Annotated in this window: 15 protein-coding genes; 10 read left to right on the top strand and 5 right to left on the bottom strand. The window is 69.8% G+C overall.

Features of this window, described 5'->3' with window-relative positions; translation table 11 throughout:
* Positions 1–12: 12 nt before the first annotated feature.
* Positions 13–639, bottom strand: a complete 627-nt coding sequence (locus tag ACFYP0_RS28120; RefSeq protein WP_124853961.1) for an SGNH/GDSL hydrolase family protein — start codon at positions 637–639, stop codon at positions 13–15.
* Between the two features lie 146 nt (positions 640–785).
* Between ACFYP0_RS28120 and ACFYP0_RS28115 the strand changes: the two genes are divergently transcribed.
* Complete coding sequence (locus tag ACFYP0_RS28115; protein WP_386998113.1) at positions 786–3098, top strand: HelD family protein; 2313 nt, start codon at positions 786–788, stop codon at positions 3096–3098.
* A 90-nt stretch (positions 3099–3188) separates the two neighbouring features.
* On the opposite strand, the gene ACFYP0_RS28110 is transcribed toward ACFYP0_RS28115, so the two are convergent.
* Positions 3189–3608 carry a hypothetical protein gene (locus ACFYP0_RS28110; protein WP_124861512.1) on the bottom strand — a complete coding sequence of 140 codons (420 nt, stop codon included), beginning with the start codon at positions 3606–3608 and terminating at the stop codon, positions 3189–3191.
* A 192-nt stretch (positions 3609–3800) separates the two neighbouring features.
* Here ACFYP0_RS28110 and ACFYP0_RS28105 point away from each other — a divergent pair, with 192 nt between their 5' ends.
* Entirely contained in the window at positions 3801–5843 is a 2043-nt protein-coding gene (locus ACFYP0_RS28105; protein ID WP_386998111.1) for a glycerophosphodiester phosphodiesterase family protein, read from the top strand.
* A 270-nt stretch (positions 5844–6113) separates the two neighbouring features.
* Complete coding sequence (locus tag ACFYP0_RS28100) at positions 6114–6398, top strand: hypothetical protein (protein WP_373861193.1); 285 nt, start codon at positions 6114–6116, stop codon at positions 6396–6398.
* A gap of 65 nt (positions 6399–6463) precedes the next feature.
* On the opposite strand, the gene ACFYP0_RS28095 is transcribed toward ACFYP0_RS28100, so the two are convergent.
* Positions 6464–7411: a sporulation protein gene (locus ACFYP0_RS28095; RefSeq protein ID WP_355495175.1), complete on the bottom strand. Its 948-nt coding sequence runs from the start codon at positions 7409–7411 to the stop codon at positions 6464–6466.
* Positions 7412–7768: 357 nt separating this feature from the next.
* On the opposite strand from ACFYP0_RS28095, the gene ACFYP0_RS28090 reads away from it, so the two are divergent.
* Positions 7769–8299 (top strand): hypothetical protein, encoded by a 531-nt coding sequence (locus tag ACFYP0_RS28090; RefSeq protein ID WP_356980257.1) that lies wholly within the window; start codon positions 7769–7771, stop codon positions 8297–8299.
* Positions 8300–8562: 263 nt separating this feature from the next.
* On the opposite strand, the gene ACFYP0_RS28085 is transcribed toward ACFYP0_RS28090, so the two are convergent.
* Positions 8563–9339, bottom strand: coding sequence for a DeoR/GlpR family DNA-binding transcription regulator (locus ACFYP0_RS28085; RefSeq protein WP_124861536.1), 777 nt, complete (start codon positions 9337–9339; stop codon positions 8563–8565).
* A gap of 1 nt (position 9340) precedes the next feature.
* Positions 9341–11359: a beta-galactosidase gene (locus ACFYP0_RS28080; protein WP_356980255.1), complete on the bottom strand. Its 2019-nt coding sequence runs from the start codon at positions 11357–11359 to the stop codon at positions 9341–9343.
* 282 nt (positions 11360–11641) lie between these two features.
* Between ACFYP0_RS28080 and ACFYP0_RS28075 the strand changes: the two genes are divergently transcribed.
* The 6 genes from ACFYP0_RS28075 (at position 11642) to ACFYP0_RS28050 (ending at position 18754) form a co-directional block, all read left to right on the top strand.
* Positions 11642–12970 (top strand): ABC transporter substrate-binding protein, encoded by a 1329-nt coding sequence (locus ACFYP0_RS28075; RefSeq protein ID WP_124861545.1) that lies wholly within the window; start codon positions 11642–11644, stop codon positions 12968–12970.
* 21 nt (positions 12971–12991) lie between these two features.
* Positions 12992–13948 (top strand): carbohydrate ABC transporter permease, encoded by a 957-nt coding sequence (locus ACFYP0_RS28070; RefSeq protein ID WP_356980252.1) that lies wholly within the window; start codon positions 12992–12994, stop codon positions 13946–13948.
* A complete protein-coding gene (locus ACFYP0_RS28065) occupies positions 13945–14859 on the top strand; it encodes a carbohydrate ABC transporter permease (RefSeq protein ID WP_112675491.1) in 915 nt (304 codons plus the stop codon). The genes ACFYP0_RS28070 and ACFYP0_RS28065 overlap by 4 nt, the downstream gene beginning before the upstream one ends.
* Positions 14856–16991: an alpha-galactosidase gene (locus ACFYP0_RS28060; protein ID WP_356980250.1), complete on the top strand. Its 2136-nt coding sequence runs from the start codon at positions 14856–14858 to the stop codon at positions 16989–16991. Before ACFYP0_RS28065 ends, ACFYP0_RS28060 begins: the two co-directional genes overlap by 4 nt.
* Before the next feature lie 94 nt (positions 16992–17085).
* Positions 17086–17487, top strand: coding sequence for a YciI family protein (locus ACFYP0_RS28055; RefSeq protein WP_124861557.1), 402 nt, complete (start codon positions 17086–17088; stop codon positions 17485–17487).
* A gap of 4 nt (positions 17488–17491) precedes the next feature.
* A complete protein-coding gene (locus tag ACFYP0_RS28050) occupies positions 17492–18754 on the top strand; it encodes an RNA polymerase sigma factor (RefSeq protein WP_356980323.1) in 1263 nt (420 codons plus the stop codon).
* The last annotated feature ends 184 nt before the right edge of the window (positions 18755–18938 follow it).

The following is an 18938-nucleotide window of genomic DNA, read 5'->3' as shown; positions in this document are numbered from 1 at the left end:
GTCAGGCCGAGGTCAGGAGACGCCGAGGGCGCTGAGGTACGCGTCGGCGAGGACCGCGTGGCCGGGCAGGTGCGGGTGGACGCGGTCATCGGCCCAGCGCGTCGCCGGACTCACCGCCAGCACCCGGTCGAACGCCGCCTGGTTGGGCACGTGCACCGCGTCGAACTCGGTGGCCAGCCCCGCCACGACCGCCGCGTACCGGTCGGTGTCGGCGCGTTGCGGGACGCTCCGGTCGGCCTCGATGAAGAACGGGTCGCCGAGGATCAGTCGGCAGCCGGTGGCGTCGACCGCCCGACGGAGCAGGTCACGCAGGGTTCGCTCGTACTCCTCGATGCCGACGGCCTCATCCGGCCGGTCACCGTAGTGCCGCCAGATGTCGTTGATGCCGATCAGCACCGCGAGCCAGTCGGGGCGCTCGGCGATGGCGTCGTCGTCCCAGCGGGCGGCCAGGTCGCGCACGGTGTCGCCGCCCACACCCCGGTTGACCCACTCCAGCTCCAACTCCGGGTGCCGCGCGTCGACCAGGGCGCGCACGAGACTCACATATCCGCTGCCGTAGGGCGCGGCGACGTCACGTCGACCACAATCGGTGATGCTGTCCCCGATGAAAACCATCCGTTGCCCGGTCCGCAGGATCATCCGCCGCCACCTCGCGATCACCGGCGCGCCGGACCGCCCGGCTTGGTGAGAACCGGCGGAACGCGCTATCTTCAACAGTTCGAAGGCACAAAAAAGAACGGCTGAAAGCCGTTCCTGCAAAGGATTCTAATCTTTAGGGAGACGGCTTGTCAAGGCACTCCGGCGGTTCCGGCGAATTGCCGCTCGACGACGAGATCGGTCGCGAGCAGGAGTACGTCTCGATGCTCTACAACCGGCTGGACCAACTGCGTGAGCAGGCCGCCCACCGGCTCACCGCCGAGCTGCACAACACCGGCGGCACCCTCCAGGACCGCTCGCAGCGCGACAGCTCGGTAGCGATGTACGCCGATCAGGTCGAACAGTTCTCCGCCGTGGAGAACGGGCTCTGCTTCGGCCGTCTCGACGGCGATGACGACTCCCGCCGCTACATCGGCCGGATCGGCATCTTCGACACCAGGGGCGACTACGACCCGCTGCTGATGGACTGGAGGGCACCCGCCGCACGCCCGTTCTACCTCGCCACCGCCGCGAACCCGCAGGGCGTACGCCGTCGCCGGCACCTGCGCACCCGGCAGCGCAAGGTGACCGGGCTCAACGACGAGGTCCTCGACATCGACACCGCCTCCCCCGGCGCCCACGAGGAGCTGACCGGTGAGGCGTCGCTGCTCGCCGCACTCAACGCGGGCCGTACCGGCCGGATGCGCGACATCGTCGAGACCATCCAGGCCGAGCAGGACGAGGTCATCCGCGCGGAACTCCCGGGCGTGATGGTGGTCCAGGGCGGTCCCGGTACCGGCAAGACCGCTGTCGCGCTGCACCGTGCGGCGTACCTGCTCTACACGCACCGCCGGGAACTCTCCAGCCGCGGTGTGCTGCTGGTCGGCCCGAACGCGACCTTCCTGCGCTACATCTCCCAGGTGCTGCCGACGCTGGCCGAGACCGGCGTGCTGCTGCGTACCCAGGGGGATCTCTTTCCCGGGGTGAGTGCGCAACGGACCGAGCCGGCCGAGACCGCGGCGCTCAAGGGCCGGGCGGTGTTGGCCGAGGTGTTGGCGCTGGCCGTACGGGACCGGCAGTGGGTGCCGGACGAGCCGCTGGAGATCGAGGTCGAGCGGGAGACGCTGACCCTCGACCCGGAGATCGTGCGCGCGGCCCGGGACCGGGTCCGCCGCGCCGACCGACCGCACAACCTGTCCCGCGCGCTGTTCGACGTGGAGATCGTCCACGCGCTCGCCGACCAGGTGGCCGAACGGATCGGCGCCGACCCGCTCGGCGGGGACAACCTCCTCGACGAGGCGGACCGGGCCGAGATCCGCCGCGAACTGCGCGAGGAGACGGAGATCCAGGCCGCCCTGGACCGGCTGTGGCCGGTGCTCACCCCACAGCGGCTGCTCGCCGACCTGTACGCCGACCCGGACCGGATCGCCGCCGCCGCGCCGATGCTCAGCGAGGACGAGCGGGCGCTGCTGCGGCGCGAGCGCGGTGGCTGGACGCCGGCCGACGTCCCGCTGCTGGACGAGGCCGCCGAACTGCTCGGTGAGGACGAACGCGCCGCCGCCGCCCGGCGGGACCGCATCCGGATGATGGAACGGGAGTACGCCGAGGGCGTGCTGGAGATCGCCCGGGGTTCCCGCTCGATCGACGTCGAGGACGAGGCCGAGGGCGGTGAGATCCTCGGCGTGACCGACCTGATCGACGCGGATCGGCTGCTGGAGCGGCAGGAGGAGGCCGACCGGCTGACCACCGCGCAGCGGGCCGCCGCCGACCGTACCTGGGCGTTCGGCCACGTGATCGTGGACGAGGCGCAGGAGCTCTCGCCGATGGCCTGGCGACTGCTGATGCGCCGCTGCCCGAGCCGGTCGATGACAATTGTCGGGGATGTGGCACAGACCGGCGCGCTGAGCGGCACGCCGTCCTGGGCGGATGCCCTCGCCCCGTACGTCGAGCAGCGGTGGCGGCTCACCGAGCTGACGGTCAGCTACCGCACTCCCGCCGAGATCATGGCGGTCGCCGCCGACGTACTGGCCGAGATCGACCCGGCGCTGCGACCGCCGCGCTCGGTGCGGGAGAGCGGCGTACCGCCGTGGGACCGGACGGTGCCCGACGGTCGGTTGGCGGCGGAGTTGGTCGCCGAGGCCACCCGGGAGGCGGCCGGGCTGACCGAAGGGCGGCTCGGTGTGCTCGTGCCCGCCGGCCGGGTGGGCGAGTTGGGCGCGGCGGTGACCGCCGCCCTGCCGGAGGCCGCCGTCGGCGAGCATCCGGAGCTGGAGAGCCGGGTGGTGGTGTTGACAGTCGCGCAGGCCAAGGGGTTGGAGTTCGACTCGGTGCTGGTGGTCGACCCGGACCGGATGGTGGCCGAGTCCCCCCGCGGGCGCAGCGACCTGTACGTAGCCCTCACCCGCGCCACCCAACGCCTAGGAGTCCTCCGCCCCACCCCCACCCCCACCCCCACCCTCTGAGTCGATCATGAGGTTGACGTGGACTGTGATCTCCGTAAGCCACGTCAACCTCATGATCACGCCGCCAAGGGGGCGGGTGGGTGGGTGGGGTTAGTCGTTGGATTTGTCCCTGATGGACTTTGCCGGGGCGGTTGCGGACGTGGACTGGTCGCTGGTGCCACCGCCCATCGGGGTGCTCAGACCGCCGGTGGTGGCATCACCGGTGGTGGTCGGTGCGACAGTGCCCGGGTGTCGCTCCGGCTGTCGGGCCACCCGGCGTACGCTCGCCGGCCCGGCGGTGCCACCGGTGGTGGTCACCGCGCCCTGCCCGCCGACGGGACCACCGTCGCGCAGCACCTGCGGGTCGATCCGTTCCTTCGCCGGGTCGAACGGGTCATCGCGCTGGATCTGACTCTCCACATCGGTGCGGGGCACCGTCACCTCTTCGACGGCTCCCTTGCCGTACACGCCTCCGGCGATCCGATCCTCGGCCTGGCGGGCGGCGTCCTGCCGCATGTCGTCCTCACGCACGATCATCACCTCGCAGAAGCTGTGGAACTGACTGCGTGCCCGGCCACCGGCCGACCAAACCCGGCGTGACCGGGGAGGTCGCCCACGGCGGTTCACCGTCGCGCCGCCCGCTGGCCGCCTGCCCGCAGCCCGAGATGTCCATGCTGTCCCGCGACCGGTGGGAGATGCCCGCCGGCAGGAGGGGATGACAGCGTGCGCACAGTACGCCGTACCGCCGTCGCGGCCCTGGTGGCCGCGACGGTGACGACCGGGCTCGCGGTGCCCGCCCAGGCGAAGCCACGACCGGACCGGACATTCGACGTGCAGGCCCACCGGGGCGGCCTCGGGTTGCGGGTGGAGAACACCCTCGCCTCCTTCGGCAACGCCCTCCAGCTCGGGGTGAGCACCCTCGAACTGGACGTGCAGATCACCGAGGACGGCCAGGCCGTCGTCACCCACGACCGCAAGGTCACCGGCACCAAGTGCGTCGACACCACCCCGGTGACGCCCGGCGACCCGGAGTTCCCTTACGTCGGTAAGTACATCAACACGCTCAGCCTGGCCCAGGTGCGCTCGCTCGACTGCGGCTCCAAGACGCTGCCGGACAAGCCCGGTCAGCTCGCCGTCCCCGGTGCCCGGATGCCGCTGCTGCGTGAGGTCTTCGCGCTCGTCAACCGCTACCGGGCGAAGGACGTGAAGCTCAACGTCGAAACCAAGGTCGAGGCTGGCGCGCCGACCGAGACCGCCCCCCGCGAGCAGTTCGTCCGGGTCACCGCGGCCGAGATCCGCGCGGCCGGGCTGCTCAAGCAGGTCACCATCCAGAGCTTCGACTGGGGCGCGCTGATGCGCATGCGTCAGGTCGAGCCGAAGCTGCCCCTGGTCGCCCTGACCAACTACGACTTCCTCCAGACCGGTCAGCAGGGTGCGTCCCCGTGGCTGGGCGGGCTGGACATCGACGACTTCGGCGGCGACCCGATCAAGGCGATTCGCAGCTTCGGCGCCAGCGCCTTCTCGCCGGTGCACGGGTCCCCGCAGAACGGCACGGTCACCGATCCGGGCTACAAGCCGTACGTCACGAAGGAGATGGTCGCCCAGGCCCACCGCTACGGGATCAAGGTGATCCCGTGGACGGTCGACGACGTGCCGACGATGACCAAGCTGATCGACGACGGCGTGGACGGCATGATCACCGACTACCCGGACCGGTTGCGCGGCGTGCTGGCGCAGCGTGGTTACCGGCTGCCGAAGGCGTACACCGCGCCGTTCGACATCCAGGCGCACCGGGGCGGTCGGGCCACCCGGCCGGAGAACACCCTGCCGGCGTTCGCGAACGCGCTGTCCAACCGGGCCATCTCCACCCTCGAGCTGGACACCAACGTGACGGCCGACGGCAGGCTGGTGGTGCTGCACGATCGCACCGTGAACGGGTCGCACTGCGTCGACACCGCCCCGGTGCGCCCGGGAGACCGGAAGTTCCCGTACGTGGGCAAGCCGGTGCACGAGTTGACCCTGGCGCAGCTCAAGACCGTGGACTGCGGCACGAAGACCCTGCCCGAGTTGCCCGCCCAGGTGCCCGCGCCCGGTGCCCGGATCCCGACCCTGGACGAGGTCTTCGCCCTGGTGAAGGCGAGTGGCCGCACCGACATCGGAATGAACATCGAAACGAAGATCAGTCCGGTGGTGAACGACACCGAGCCGTACCGCAGCTTCACCCGCAAGCTCGTCGACGCGATCCAGCGGGCCGGCTTCACCAGCCGGGCCACCATCCAGTCGTTCGACTGGCGCACCATCACGTACGCCCGGCAGCTCGACCGGCGGATCGGCACGGTAGGCCTGGTCTGGCAGTACGGCCCGGACGAGTGCGCGACCCTCGCCGACGAGTGCTCGCTGGAGGCGGTCTACGGCAACCCGTCGGTGAAGAGCCCGTGGACCGGTGGACTGGACTGGTGGAAGTACCAGGACCTGGGCAAGCTGACCCGGGCGGCGGGCGCTGGCACGGTCTCCGCCAACTGGCAGGTGCACGACCCGAAGCAGGGCACCGTCGCCTCGACCGACTGGTACCTGCGGGAGAACCCGGCATACTTCCACGGACCGGACGTCCGAACCCTGCAGACGCGGTACGCCCTGAAGGTGATCCCGTACACCGTGGATGACGCGACGATCATGCAGCGGGTCATCGACCTGGGCGTCGACGGCATCATCACCGACGACCCGGGCCTTCTGGTGAGCGTGGCGACCCGTAACGGCCTGCGCTGACCCCGTCGACCACCCGATCGCCGGCCGGATTCTCGGCCGGCGATCGGTGTTACCTGCTCTGGGGCCTCGGGTAGTCGGGGGTTGTCCCCGCCACGAAAGCGAACCGTGCCGTGGCCGAAACGCGGTAGCGGGGCGAGGGAATGCAGGTACGACTCATCGCATCCTGAGGAGGACCAGATGAGCACGCAGGCTGCTTCCACCCGGCCGATGAACCGGCCCATGAACGACCCGCAGAACCCCGCTCAGATGCGGGACATGCAGACCCAGCAGATGCCGGTCATGCATGACGGGCGCCGCAACGACATGCAGGCACCCGGTACGGAGACCAAGCAGGCGTTCAAGACCACCGAGTTCTGGATCTACCTGATCGCGGTGGCCGCCGTACTGGGCGCGTCGCAGGTCGTCGGTCAGAACTCCGCCGGGGTGGACATCTTCCGGGCCGACAACGCCTGGTTCCTGATCACCCTGCTGACGCTTGGCTACCTCGGTAGCCGTGGCCTGGCCAAGGCCGGCAGCAACTGGCGCAGCGGCGAGGAGCGCAAGGCCCGGCACTGACCGGTTCACAGTGCACAGTGGCCTCCGGGAGATCCTCCCGGAGGCCACTGTCATGGTTGTAACGGCTACTCGTCGCCGCCGAAGTCGCCGAAGTCACCCTCGAACGATTCCTCGATCATCTCGCCGGCGATCATGCCGCCGGCGACACCCAGCGCGGCGCCGGCCACCATGCCGCCCATGCCGTGCCCGCGGCTGTGACCGTGGCCGTGGCTCGGGCCGTACTGGGAGCGCAGGCTGCCGTAGCGGGACGTGGTCTCGCGCAGCCAACCGTCGACGACCTGCGCCCAGTCCACGCGGTCAACGTCGGTGTGCGACACCTGGTAGCGGCCGAACGCGTCGTGCCCGGCGCTGAGGAACCCACCGCGCTTGTCGCACTCCAGGATGACTTCCACACCACGCTGGCTGGTCACGAAGGTCAGCTCGACCTCCCGGATTGTGCTCGCGTACTGCGGGGAGGCGAAGAACTCGATCTCCTGGTAGAACGGCAGCGTCTGCTGCACGCCCCGGATGTGACCACGCTCCAGGTCGGCGTGCTTGAACCGGAAGCCGAGCCGCTGGAACGCCTCCAGGATCCGCTCGTGCACCGGCAGCGGGTGCACCGCCACCTGGTCCAGGTCGCTCTTGTCGACCGCGCGGGCGATCGCCAGCTCGGTACGCAGACCCATCGTCATGCCGTGCAGGCGCTGGCCGTACACGTCGGTGATCGGGGTTTCCCACGGCACCGGCAGCTGGAAGGGGATCGAGAGCTGCTGCTTCGGGGCGAGCTGGAGCGGACCGCTGACCGCCATGCGGTGGAACTCCATCGTGCCCGCGTACTCGGTGTCGTGTCCCTCGACCTCGACCCGGGTGACCAGGCCGATCACCACCTGCTCGATGGCTGCCTCAGCGTCGCCACCGACGAGGTTGACCTGCCCGTCGAGGGTCAGGCCGGGGCGGGTGTTGGGGTTGGTCAGCACGGTGTCCACGCTGGGACCGCCCACACCGAACGCGCTCAACATCTTCTTGAAGACCATCGGAACTCCTGTGCGACGCCGACCGCTCCAGGCTGGAGTCGGACGTTGACTCGAACGGCACCTTATCCAGCACCCCTGTGAGGTGGCTGTGAAGCGCCGGCGCCGAGTCGATCAGCGCGTTCCCGCTCAGCGCCTTCCGGCTCAGCGTCAGCCCAGGGCTGATGTCGGTCGACGAGCCTTTGGAGCTGATGTCGCAAGCGAATCAGGCGTTCGACCCTCGGCTGCGCAGCCCACCGGACCGGCGACTGGCCGGATCGTCGACGGCGGCGCGATCCGCCGAGCGCCGATGCGCGGGAGGCCGGCCACGTCGGTCTGCCTGCCTGACGACGGTCCACACACGGATCTACAGTCTGGGCGATGAAGACGGGGAGACGGGCACGTCCAGCCGTGCTCGCTGCGGCGGTGGCGCTGCTGTTGGTGGCGGGATGCGACGCGGCAGCCGTGGACGAGACGCGTGGATGCCAGGAGCAACGACAGGCCGACGAGGCGAAGCTCCGGGTCAGCCGCTGGGGTCCACCGGAGGACCCTCCGCATGTCGGTGAGTATTCGGAGGTTCACTGGCAGGCGCGCGCGTTGGGCGATCCGTGCTCACGGGTGCCAGGTCCGACGGACTGGGAGTACCAGGGCGTCATCGCGCTGCGTCCGCAGGACGCGCACAGGTTGGCCGAGCAGTTCGCGTTCGTTCCGTTCCCATCCATCGACCCGGCTGAGCTGGGACACTCACACACGCCCACGGACGTGCGACCGGACCTCGTACCGTTCCTCCCGGCCAAGCCCCGCTGGCTGCACAGTGAGATCTACAACGAGACACTGCCGTCGCCACGCCGGCGGGTGGTGTTCGTGGACCTGGAGCATCGAACGCTCCTGTTCATGCTGAACGACCACTAGAGGGCCGGGCGGGGTCCGGCAACCGGTGCGGCACGCGTGCTGTCAGGCGGGCGTGGCGCTCGACTCTGCCGGCGCGCTCGGCGCCCCGGGTCTGGTCGGCGGGCCACGCGCCGGCCAGCCAACTCAGCATCCCGACCAGGGCCAGGCCCACGACGACGATCGCAGCGAGTCGCACCTTGAGGGCAATCATGGCCGTACTCCCTTGTTCGCGTCCTGGTCTGCCGTATAGGTGGGTGTACAGACCGTCCGGCGAGGATGCGTGGTCAGTCGGGTTCCACGATCACCAGTTCGCCGACCTGTTCGCCGATCGTGGTGCGGGCCTCCGTCGGCAGTCCGACGTCGGTGATCAGCACGTCGGCGGCCTCCAGTGGGGCGATGGTGGCGATGCCGATCGTCTCCCACTTGGTGTGGTCGGCGAGCACCACGAGCCGGCGGGCCGCACCGATGAGGCAACGGTTGACGCCGGCCTCCAGCAGGTTGGGCGTGGTGAAGCCGGTCCGTGGGCTGAGGCCGTGCACACCGAGGAACAGCAGGTCGACGTTGAGCGCGCTGATCGCCGCCTCGGCCACCGGACCGGTCAACGCGTCCGACGGGGTGCGGATGCCACCGGTCAACACGACGGTCTGGTCGGCGCGCGGGTTCTGGTAGAGCGCGTCGGCCACCGGGATCGAGTTGGTCACCACGGTCAGCCCGCGTACGTCGGAGAGGAGCGTGGCCAGCGCGGCGGTGGTGGTGCCGGCGGAGAGCGCGATGGCCATTCCCGGCTCCACCATCGTCGCCGCCCGCTCGGCGATGGCCCGCTTCTCCGCCTGCTGGCGGATCGACTTCGCGGCGAAACCGGGCTCCTCGGCGGAGCCCGGACCGGCGAGGGTCGCGCCACCGTGCACCTTGTCGACCAGGCCGCGCTCGGCCAGCACCTCCAGGTCACGCCGGATCGTCATGTCGGACACACCGAACCGACTGACCAACTGGCTCACCCGCACACCACCGCGTTGGCGGATCAGATCGAGGATGGCGGTCTGCCGTTGTTGGGCGAGCAACTCAGAGAACCTCTCTCACAGCGAAGGCATCGGCCCGGTCCTCTCGGACGACGGCAACCTCACCGGCCGGCACCGTCAGCTCACCGGCACATGGTGCGCCAGTCAGCAGCTCGACGCCGTGCACCGGCAGGCGTACCTCGGTGTCGGTGTGGTTGATGGCGAACAGCCAGGTCCGGTCGCCGTCACGGCGGCGGACCACCTCCACCCCGGACGGCGCCGACACCGTCGGGCTGACGCCGGCCTCGGCGAGCAGCCGAGCCACCAGTCGATCGGTGGCCGGCTCGTCCAGGCGGGTGCCGACATACCAGGCGGCGCCGTCGCCCACCCGGCGCCGGGTCAGCGCCGGCACGCCCGGCAAGGGCCCATCGGTGTACGAGGCGAGCACCTCGGCGCCGTTGGGGTGCACCCACTCGGTCCACACGTCGGCGGTGCTTCCGTCGTCCAATCGGACCTGCTCGCCCTCGCGCAGCGGGAAGAACTCCTCGGTCCGGACGCCGAGCAACTCCCGGAACGCGCCCGGGTAGCCGCCCAGCCGGATGTGGTCGTTGGCGTCGACGATGCCGCTGAAGTAGGTGACCGCCGCCGTGCCACCGGCTTCGACGAACCGGTGCAGCGCGTCGACGTCGGCGTCGCGGACCAGGTAGAGGGTCGGCACCAGGACCAGCCGGTAGCCGCTGAGGTCGGTCGACGGGTGGACGATGTCGGCGGTCACGCCGGCCCGCCAGAGCGAGTCGTACAGGGCCTTGAGCCGGTCGGTGTAGGTGACGTCGACGCTGGGGTGCGAATCCAACTCGACACCCCACCACGCCTCCCAGTCGAACAGGATCGCCACGTCGGCGTCCACCCGGCTGCCGCGTATCTCCGCGAGGGCCTTGAGGTCCGCGCCGAGCTGGCAGACCTCGCGGAACACCTTGGTGTCCGGCCCGGCGTGCGGCACCAGCGCGGAGTGGAACTTCTCCGCGCCGGCCCGGGAGGCACGCCACTGGAAGAAGAGCACCCCGTCGGCGCCGCGGGCGACGTGCGCGAGGCTGTTGCGGCGCAGTTGCCCGGGCAGCTTGGCCACGTTGCGCGGCTGCCAGTTGACCGCGCTGGTGGAGTGCTCCATCAGCAACCACGGGTCACCGCCGGCGACGCCCCGGGTGTGGTCGGCGGCGAACGCCAGCCCGAGGTGCGCCTGCGGATCGGCGGCGGCCAGGTAGTGGTCGTTGGAGACGAGGTCCACGTCGGACGCCCAGGAGTTGTAGTCCATGTGCTTGATGCCCAAGCCGATCATGAAGTTGGTGGTGACCGGCTGCCGGACCAGCGTCTGCAACACCTCGCGCTCGGCGCGCAGTTGGGCGCGTTGCTCGTCGGAGGAGAACCGCAGGAAGTCCAGCTGCTGCGTCGGGTTGGCGAAGGTCAGCGCGGCGCGCGGCGGGTTGACCTCGGCCCAGTCGCCGTAGCGCTGGCTCCAGAACGCGGTGCCCCAGGCGTCGTTGAGCCTGTCCAGGTCGCCGTAGCGCTCGCGCAGCCAGCCGCGGAACGCCTCGGCGCTGACATCGCAGTAACAGTGCACGTTGTGGCAGCCCAGCTCGTTGGAGATGTGCCACATGACCACGGCGGGATGGTCGGCGTACCGGCCGGCGACCGCGCGCACCAGCTCCAGCGACCGCTCGCGGAAAACCGGTGAGCTGGGGCAGTACGCCTGTCGTCCCCCCGGCCAGAGGATCGCGCCGTCGGCCCGGCGGGGCAGCGTCTCCGGGTGCTCGCGGGCCAACCACGGCGGTGGGCTGGCCGTGGCGGTGGCCAGGTCGACCTGGATGCCACCGGCGTGCAGCAGGTCCAGCACCCGGTCCAGCCAGCCGAACTCGAACCGCCCCGGGGTGGGCTCCAGCAACGCCCAGGAGAAGATGCCGACGGAGACCAGGTTGACCCCGGCCAGGCGCATCAGGTCGACGTCCTCGGACCAGGTTTCCTCGGGCCACTGCTCGGGGTTGTAGTCGCCGCCGAAATAGATGCTGTCACCCTGCCATCGCCGCATGACAGCTGAGGGTGCACCCGCCTGAGCACGGAAGTCAACAGGTTCCAACATCGAGCTTCTTTCCAACGTTTACCAGGTAACGGCCGTGTCACGACTGGGTTATCAGAGGCGAACTGCCCTCTTGACAGCGCCCGGCCGCAGGGTAGCTTGAGGCCCCAATGGCCGTTCGTGTTCGCCAATGTGGATTCTCGGTGGATCTCAATGTGTGATCACAACGCTGGACCTGCCTTCACCACCCTGAGGCCCTTGGGCGTAGCTCCTTCTCATCCGCAGGAGGCACAGATGTCCCGTCCCCAATCCCAAGCCGAGTACCTGGCTCGGCTCGTACCGCCCTCAGTCGCCGGCATCAACCGACGATCGTTGCTGGCCGGCGCGGCCGGCACGGGCGCGCTGCTCGGTACCGGCCTGCTCGCCGGCTGCGGCGACGACTCCGGCTCCGGCGGGTCCAGCAAGGACGTGTCGCTCGGCTCGAACCAGTCCGACCCGAAGCCGAAGGACGTTCTGGTCAAGGTCACCGACGGCTTCAAGACCTCGTCCGGCGTGCAGGTCGCGGTCAATACGGTCGACCACAACACGTTCCAGGAGAACATCAACAATTACCTACAGGGCAAGCCGGACGACGTGTTCACCTGGTTCGCCGGCTACCGGATGCGCTTCTTCGCGCAGAAGGGCCTGGCCAGCGACATCAGCGACGTGTGGGGCAAGCTCTCCGGCTACTCCGACGCCTTCAAGAAGGCATCCACCGGCGACGACGGCAAACAGTACTTCGTACCGGCGACGTATTACCCGTGGGCGGTCTTCTACCGCAAGTCGGTGTGGCAGCAGTACGGCTACCAGGTGCCGAAGACCATCACCGAGTTCACCGACCTCGGCGCGCGGATGAAGAAGGACGGCCTCATCCCGATCGCCTTCGCCGACAAGGACGGCTGGCCGGCGATGGGCACCTTCGACATCCTCAACCTGCGCATCAACGGCTACCAGTTCCACATCGACCTGATGGCCGGCAAGGAGGCCTGGACCTCCGACAAGGTCAAGAAGGTCTTCGACACCTGGGCCGGCCTGCTCCCCCTGCACCAGCCGGACAGCCTCGGCCGCACCTGGCAGGAGGCCGCGCAGTCGTTGCAGCAGAAGAAGAGCGGCATGTACCTGCTCGGCCTCTTCGTCGGTCAGCAGTTCAGCAACGAGGAGCAGAGCGACCTCGACTTCTTCACCTTCCCCGAGATCGACCCGGCCATCGGTGCCAAGGCGCTCGACGCGCCGATCGACGGCTACATGATGGCCCGCAAGCCCAAGAACGAGGACAACGCGCGCAAGCTGCTGGAGTACTTCGGTGGCAAGGACGCCGCGGACATCACCGTCAAGAACGACCCGGCCACCCTGGTGGCCAACACCAGCGCGGACGTCAGCGGCTACACCGCCCTGCAGAAGAAGGCCGCCGAGCTGGTCGGGTCGGCCACCGAGATCGCCCAGTTCCTCGACCGGGACACCCGGCCGGACTTCGCCTCGACGGTGATCATCCCGGCGCTCCAGCAGTTCATCAAGAACCCCAAGGACATCGGCGGGCTCACCTCGTCCATCGAGAACCAGAAAAAGTCGATCTTCACTGACTGACGGCGGAAGGGGGAGGACATCGTGTCCGACCTGCCCCTGATCCAAGCGGATCGCGCCGTGCCGCCGCCGGCGACGACCACCTCCACGGGTGGTCGTCGCCGACGGCTACGGCTCCTGTCCCGCACCGACCGCGTGGTCATCACGCTGATGGTGCTCGTCCCACTGCTGCTCGTCACCGGGTTCGTCTGGTTGCCGGCGGCGGCCACCGTGCTGCTCTCCGGCACCAACTGGGACGGCATCGGCCCCCTCAACGAGATCGAGTTCGTCGGCGCCCGCAACTACAGCGACGTGGTGAACATCTACCCGCCGTTCGTGCCGGCGGTCCAGCACAACCTGCTCTGGCTGGCGGCGCTGTTCGTGGTCGCCACCCCCTTCGGCATGTTCCTGGCCGTGCTGTTGGACAAGGAACTGCGCGGCAGTCGCTTCTACCAGACCGCGCTCTACCTGCCGGTGGTGCTCTCGCTGGCGCTGATCGGCTTCGTCTGGCAGCTGCTCTACTCCCGGGACCAGGGGCTGATCAACGCCGTCTTCGGCACCAGCATCGACTGGTACGGCGACTCGAACGTCAACATCTGGGCCGTGATGGTTGCCTCCGGGTGGCGGCACGTCGGGTACATCATGCTGCTCTACCTGGCCGGCCTGAAGGGCGTCGACCCGTCGCTGCGCGAGGCCGCAGCGGTCGACGGCGCATCGGAGAGCCGGGCGTTCTTCCGGGTCGTGTTCCCGGTCATGCGACCCATCAACATCATCGTGCTGGTGGTGACCGTGATCGAGTCGCTGCGCGCGTTCGACCTGGTCTGGGTGGTCAACAAGGGCCGCAACGGGCTGGAGCTGATCTCCGCGCTGGTCACCCAGAACGTGGTGGGTGAGGCGAGCCGGATCGGCTTCGGCTCGGCACTGGCAACGATCATGCTGGTCGTCTCGCTGGTCTTCATCACCATCTACCTGGCGACCGTGATGAGGGAGAACCGGGAATGAGCACCGCGACCGTCACCCGGCGTACCGAGGGCGGGGCCGACGCGCCGCCGCGCCGCCGCAAGCTGACCCCGTTACGGATCCTGCTGCACGGCTTCCTCATCGTCGTCTCGCTGGCCTGGCTCTTCCCGATCGCCTGGGCGGTGCTGACCTCGCTGCGCTCGTACGACTACACCGCCGCGAACGGCTATGTCTCCTTCGGCGGCTGGACCTTCGACAACTACGTCACCGCCTGGCGGACGGCGGAGTTCGGGCAGCACTTCCTCAACTCGGTGTACATCACAGTGCCGGCGGTGCTGCTGACCCTCTTCCTAGCCTCCTGCGTGGCGTTCGTCATCGCCCGGTTCAGTTGGAAGCTCAACCTCGTCCTGCTCGGGATCTTCACCGCGGCCAACCTGCTGCCCCAGCAGGCGCTGCTCATCCCGCTGTTCCGGCTGTTCACCGAGGTGCCGCTTCCGGAGTTCATGAGTGACTCGGAGCTGCTCTACGACAGCTACTGGGGCCTGATCCTGATCAACGTGGCCTTCCAGTGTGGTTTCTGTGTCTTCGTGCTCAGCAACTACATGAAGGCGCTGCCCCGTGACCTGTACGAGGCGGCGATGGTCGACGGGGCGAGCATCTGGCGGCAGTACTGGCAGGTCACCATGCCGCTGTGCCGACCGGCCCTGGCCGCGCTGGCGACGCTGGAGGTGACCTGGATCTACAACGAGTTCTTCTGGGCCACCGTCCTCATGCGCACCGGCGACAAGTTCCCGGTGACCAGCTCGCTCAACAACCTGCGCGGTGAGTTCTTCACCGACAACAACCTGGTCTCGGCGGGCAGCGTGCTCGTCGCGATCCCCACCCTGGTGATCTTCTTTATGCTCCAGCGGCACTTCGTTCGGGGCCTGACCTTGGGGGCCTCCAAAGGATGACGATCCTGCACCTGCGCCGCGCGCGGACCAGCCTGGTGCTCGACGCGCGCGGCCCGGGGCTGCCCCGGGTCGTGCACTGGGGCGGCGACGTCGGCGACCTCGACGACGACGGCCTGCGCCAGCTCACCGACGCGACCGTACCGCCGGTGGTGCCGAGCAGCTTCGACGAGCCGACCGTGCTGTCCCTGCTGCCGGAGGTGAGCGCCGGCTGGAGCGGGCGGCCCGGCCTGGCCGGGCACCGCGACGGCGCCGACTGGTCCACCGCGTTCCGGCTGGACGGTCTCAATGTCGACCAGCCCGCCGACGGACCGGCACGGGTGACCGTCCGGGCGTCGGACTCGGCCGCCGGGCTGACAGTGACCATCGAGATCACGCTCGACCCGTACGGCCTGCTGACCGTTCGACACCGGCTGTGCAACGACGGCGACAGCGCGTACGAGCTGCGGGAGCTGACGCCGGTGCTGCCGGTGCCGGCGGTCGCCACGGAACTGCTCGACCTGACCGGCCGGTGGTGTCGGGAACGGTCGCCGCAGCGGCACCCGTGGCAGCACGGCGCCTGGGTCCGCGAGGGGCGGCACGGCCGTACCGGGCACGACGCCACTCTGCTGCTGGTGGCCGGCACCACCGGGTTCGGCTTCGGCCACGGCGAGGTCTGGGCGGTGCACACCGCCTGGAGCGGCGACCACGTCACGTTCGCCGAACGTCGGCCCACCGGCGAGTCCACCCTTGGCGGCGGCGAGCTGCTGGCCCCCGGCGAGGTCCGGCTCGACCCCGGCGAGTCGTACGAGACTCCCCTGCTCTACGCGGTCTGGTCCGACACCGGTCTGGACGGGCTCAGCGACGTGCTGCACAGCCACCTCCGGGCCCGCCCCGGGCACCCGCGCTACCCCCGCCCGGTGACCCTCAACGTCTGGGAGGCGGTCTACTTCGACCACGACCTGGACCGGCTGCGGGCTCTCGCCGACCGGGCCGCGCAGATCGGCGTGGAGCGGTTCGTGCTCGACGACGGCTGGTTCCGCGGCCGGCGCGACGACACCGCCGGGCTCGGCGACTGGTACGTCGACGAGGGCGTCTGGCCGGACGGCCTGCAACCGCTGATCGACCACGTCACCGGCCAGGGCCTCCAGTTCGGCCTCTGGGTCGAGCCGGAGATGGTCAACCCCGACTCGGACGTGTTCCGCGCGCACCCCGACTGGGTCCTCGCCGTGCCGGGGCGGCTGCCGCCGGCCTGGCGTCACCAGCAGGTGCTCGACCTGGGCCGCCCCGAGGCGTACGACTATGTGCTGGAACGACTCGACACGCTGCTCACCGACCACCCCGGCATCCGGTACCTCAAGTGGGACCAGAACCGGGACCTCACCGAGGCCGGGCACCATGGCCGCCCCGGGGTGCACGGGCAGACCCTGGCGGTCTACCGGCTGTTCGACGAGTTGCGCAATCGGCACCCGGGTGTGGAGATCGAAAGCTGCTCGTCCGGCGGGGCCCGGGTGGACCTGGCCATCCTGGCGCGTACCGACCGGGTCTGGGCCAGCGACTGCAACGACGCCCTGGAGCGGCTCAGCATCCAACGCTGGACGGGGCTGCTGCTGCCACCGGAGCTGATCGGCACCCACGTCGGCCCGGAACGCTCGCACACCACCAACCGCGTACATGACCTGGGTTTCCGGGCGGCGACGGCGCTCTTCGGCCACCACGGCATCGAGTGGGACATCGCCTCGATCAGCGCCGCCGAGCAGACCGAGCTGGCCGCCTGGGTGGCGCTGCACAAGCGGCTGCGCCCGCTGCTGCACGCCGGTCGGGTGGTCCGGGTCGATCACCCGGACCCGGCCGTCTGGGCGCACGGCGTGGTTGATCACGACAACACCCGAGCGGTGTACGCGGTGGCCCGGCTGGCCACCTCGGTGACGCAGGTGCCCGGCGCGGTGCGGCTGCCCGGCCTCGACCCGGGCCGGCGGTACCGGGTGCGACAGGTGTCGGGCGTACCGGCCCCGGCGAGCATCGACCTGTCCCCACCCACCTGGCTGGCAGCTGGTCTCACCCTCAGCGGGGCGGCGCTGGCCCGGGTGGGTGTGCAGCTGCCCGCTCTGCACCCGGAGCAAAGTCTGGTGCTGGAGGTCGACGCCGTCGACTAGAAATTTCTTTGCTCGGGGTGTCGAGAACGGCGGTGCCGGCTTCTACCTCAGGGTGAGAGCACCGACGACGGTGCGCAGGCGTGAGGAGCCAACCATGAAGTACATGCTGCTGATGCAGTTCAGCGCCGCCGGGACCGACTTCCCGAGCATCGACACCTGGACCCAGGACGAGGTCCGGGCGCACATCGCCTTCATGGGCGAGGTCAACGCCAAGCTCACCGCCGCCGGCGAGTGGGTCGACGGGCAGGGCCTCGGCGGCCCGCACCAGGCCCGGATCGTCCGCGCCGGTGAGGGCGGGGCACCGGTGGTCACCGAGGGGCCGTTCGCCGAGACGAAGGAGTTCCTGGCCGGCTTCTGGATCGTCGACTGCGAGAGCCCGCAGCGGGCCGTGGAGCTGGCCGCGCACATCTCCACGGCACCCGGCCCCGGCGGCCGGCCGCTGAACATGCCGATCGAGGTGCACCCGGTGATGTCCGCCCCGGCAGAGGAGCTGTGAGGGGCTGAACACCGATCCCCGCATCGAGGACCTGCTGCGCGAGTTGGCGCCGCAGGTCCTCGGCGTGCTCAGCCGCCGCTTCGGTGACTTCGCCACGGCGGAGGACGCGGTGCAGGAGGCCCTGCTGGGCGCCGCCACCCAGTGGCCGACCGAGGGACTACCGGCGAACCCCCGTGGCTGGCTGATCCAGGTCGGTTACCGGCGGATGATCGAGCTGGTCCGCGGGGAGCAGGCCCGACGCCGCCGGGAGGACCTGGTCGCCCGCCGGGATCCGGACGACCAGCGGTACGCGCCAGCCCCGGACGAGGAGTTGACCGCCGAGCGGGACGACACGCTGGTCCTGCTCTTCCTCTGCTGCCACCCGGCGCTCGCGCCGACGTCGGCGGTGGCACTGACACTGCGCGCCGTCGGCGGGCTGACCACCGCCGAGATCGCCCGCGCGTTCCTGGTGCCCGAGGCGACGATGGCCCAGCGGATCAGCCGGGCCAAGCAGCGCATCCGGGCATCCGGGCTGCCGTTCCGGATGCCCGAGCCGGCGGAGCGGGCGGACCGGCTGATCGCCGTACGACAGGTGCTGTACCTGGTCTTCACCGAGGGGCACACCAGCACCACGGGCCCGGACCTGCGCCGCGTCGACCTCGCGGCCGAGGCGATCCGGCTGACCCGCGCACTGCACACGCTGCTGCCGAACGACAGCGAATCGGCCGGGCTGCTGGCGTTGATGCTGCTCACCGAGGCACGCGGCCCGGCGCGAACCGGGCCCTCCGGCGAGCTGATCTCACTGGCCGATCAGGACCGCAGCCGCTGGGACGCGACGGCGATCGCCGAGGGCATCGCACTGGTCACCCAGGCCCTGCCGCGCGGGCCGGTCGGTCCGTACCAGGTACAGGCCGCCATCGCCGCCCTGCACGACGAGGCGTCGAGCACCGAGCAGACCGACTGGCCGCAGATCCTGGCGCTCTACGAGGTGCTGGAACGCTTGGCCGGCAGCCCGGTGGTGGCCCTCAACCGGGCCGTGGCGACGGCCATGGTGCACGGACCCGCCGCCGGCCTGGCCGCCCTCGACGCGTTGACCCACGACCCGCAGTTGGCCGGACACCACCGGCTAGCCGCCGCCCGCGCCCACCTGCACGAGATGGCCGGCGACCAGGCCCAGGCGATCGCCGACTACCGGATCGCCGCCGCCCGCACGAGCAGCCGCCCAGAACAGCTCTACCTGACCATGCGAGCTGCCCGACTGGCCGCCGAGTCCGTTGATCTCCCGTGAAGACAGAGATCAACTGCTCGTCGGCGGCGCGACCCAGGCAGCTTCACCCGCCACAGCTCGCAATCTTGGACAGTTTCCGTCAGCACCTGACTATTCAGTCCCATGACATCTGTCAGTGGTGAAGTCCCGATACATGTGTCAGTTGGTAGGGATCTTGGGTGCGCTGGTAGATGGTGCCTGGCAT

Source organism: Micromonospora arida, from assembly GCF_042873195.1.
Lineage (GTDB): Bacteria > Actinomycetota > Actinomycetes > Mycobacteriales > Micromonosporaceae > Micromonospora > Micromonospora arida.
Note: the sequence above shows the minus strand (reverse complement) of the source record. Positions and strands in the feature narration are given on the sequence as shown.

What these genes read in the sequence shown, in the direction of transcription:
- ACFYP0_RS28120 (WP_124853961.1), bottom strand. Translation starts at nt 639, where the DNA reads ATGATCCTGCGGACCGGGCAACGGATGGTTTTCATCGGGGACAGCATC.
- ACFYP0_RS28100 (WP_373861193.1), top strand. Translation starts at nt 6,114, where the DNA reads ATGCCGGTCATGCATGACGGGCGCCGCAACGACATGCAGGCACCCGGT.
- ACFYP0_RS28095 (WP_355495175.1), bottom strand. Translation starts at nt 7,411, where the DNA reads ATGGTCTTCAAGAAGATGTTGAGCGCGTTCGGTGTGGGCGGTCCCAGC.
- ACFYP0_RS28090 (WP_356980257.1), top strand. Translation starts at nt 7,769, where the DNA reads ATGAAGACGGGGAGACGGGCACGTCCAGCCGTGCTCGCTGCGGCGGTG.
- ACFYP0_RS28080 (WP_356980255.1), bottom strand. Translation starts at nt 11,359, where the DNA reads ATGCGGCGATGGCAGGGTGACAGCATCTATTTCGGCGGCGACTACAAC.
- ACFYP0_RS28075 (WP_124861545.1), top strand. Translation starts at nt 11,642, where the DNA reads ATGTCCCGTCCCCAATCCCAAGCCGAGTACCTGGCTCGGCTCGTACCG.
- ACFYP0_RS28065 (WP_112675491.1), top strand. Translation starts at nt 13,945, where the DNA reads ATGAGCACCGCGACCGTCACCCGGCGTACCGAGGGCGGGGCCGACGCG.
- ACFYP0_RS28060 (WP_356980250.1), top strand. Translation starts at nt 14,856, where the DNA reads ATGACGATCCTGCACCTGCGCCGCGCGCGGACCAGCCTGGTGCTCGAC.
- ACFYP0_RS28055 (WP_124861557.1), top strand. Translation starts at nt 17,086, where the DNA reads ATGAAGTACATGCTGCTGATGCAGTTCAGCGCCGCCGGGACCGACTTC.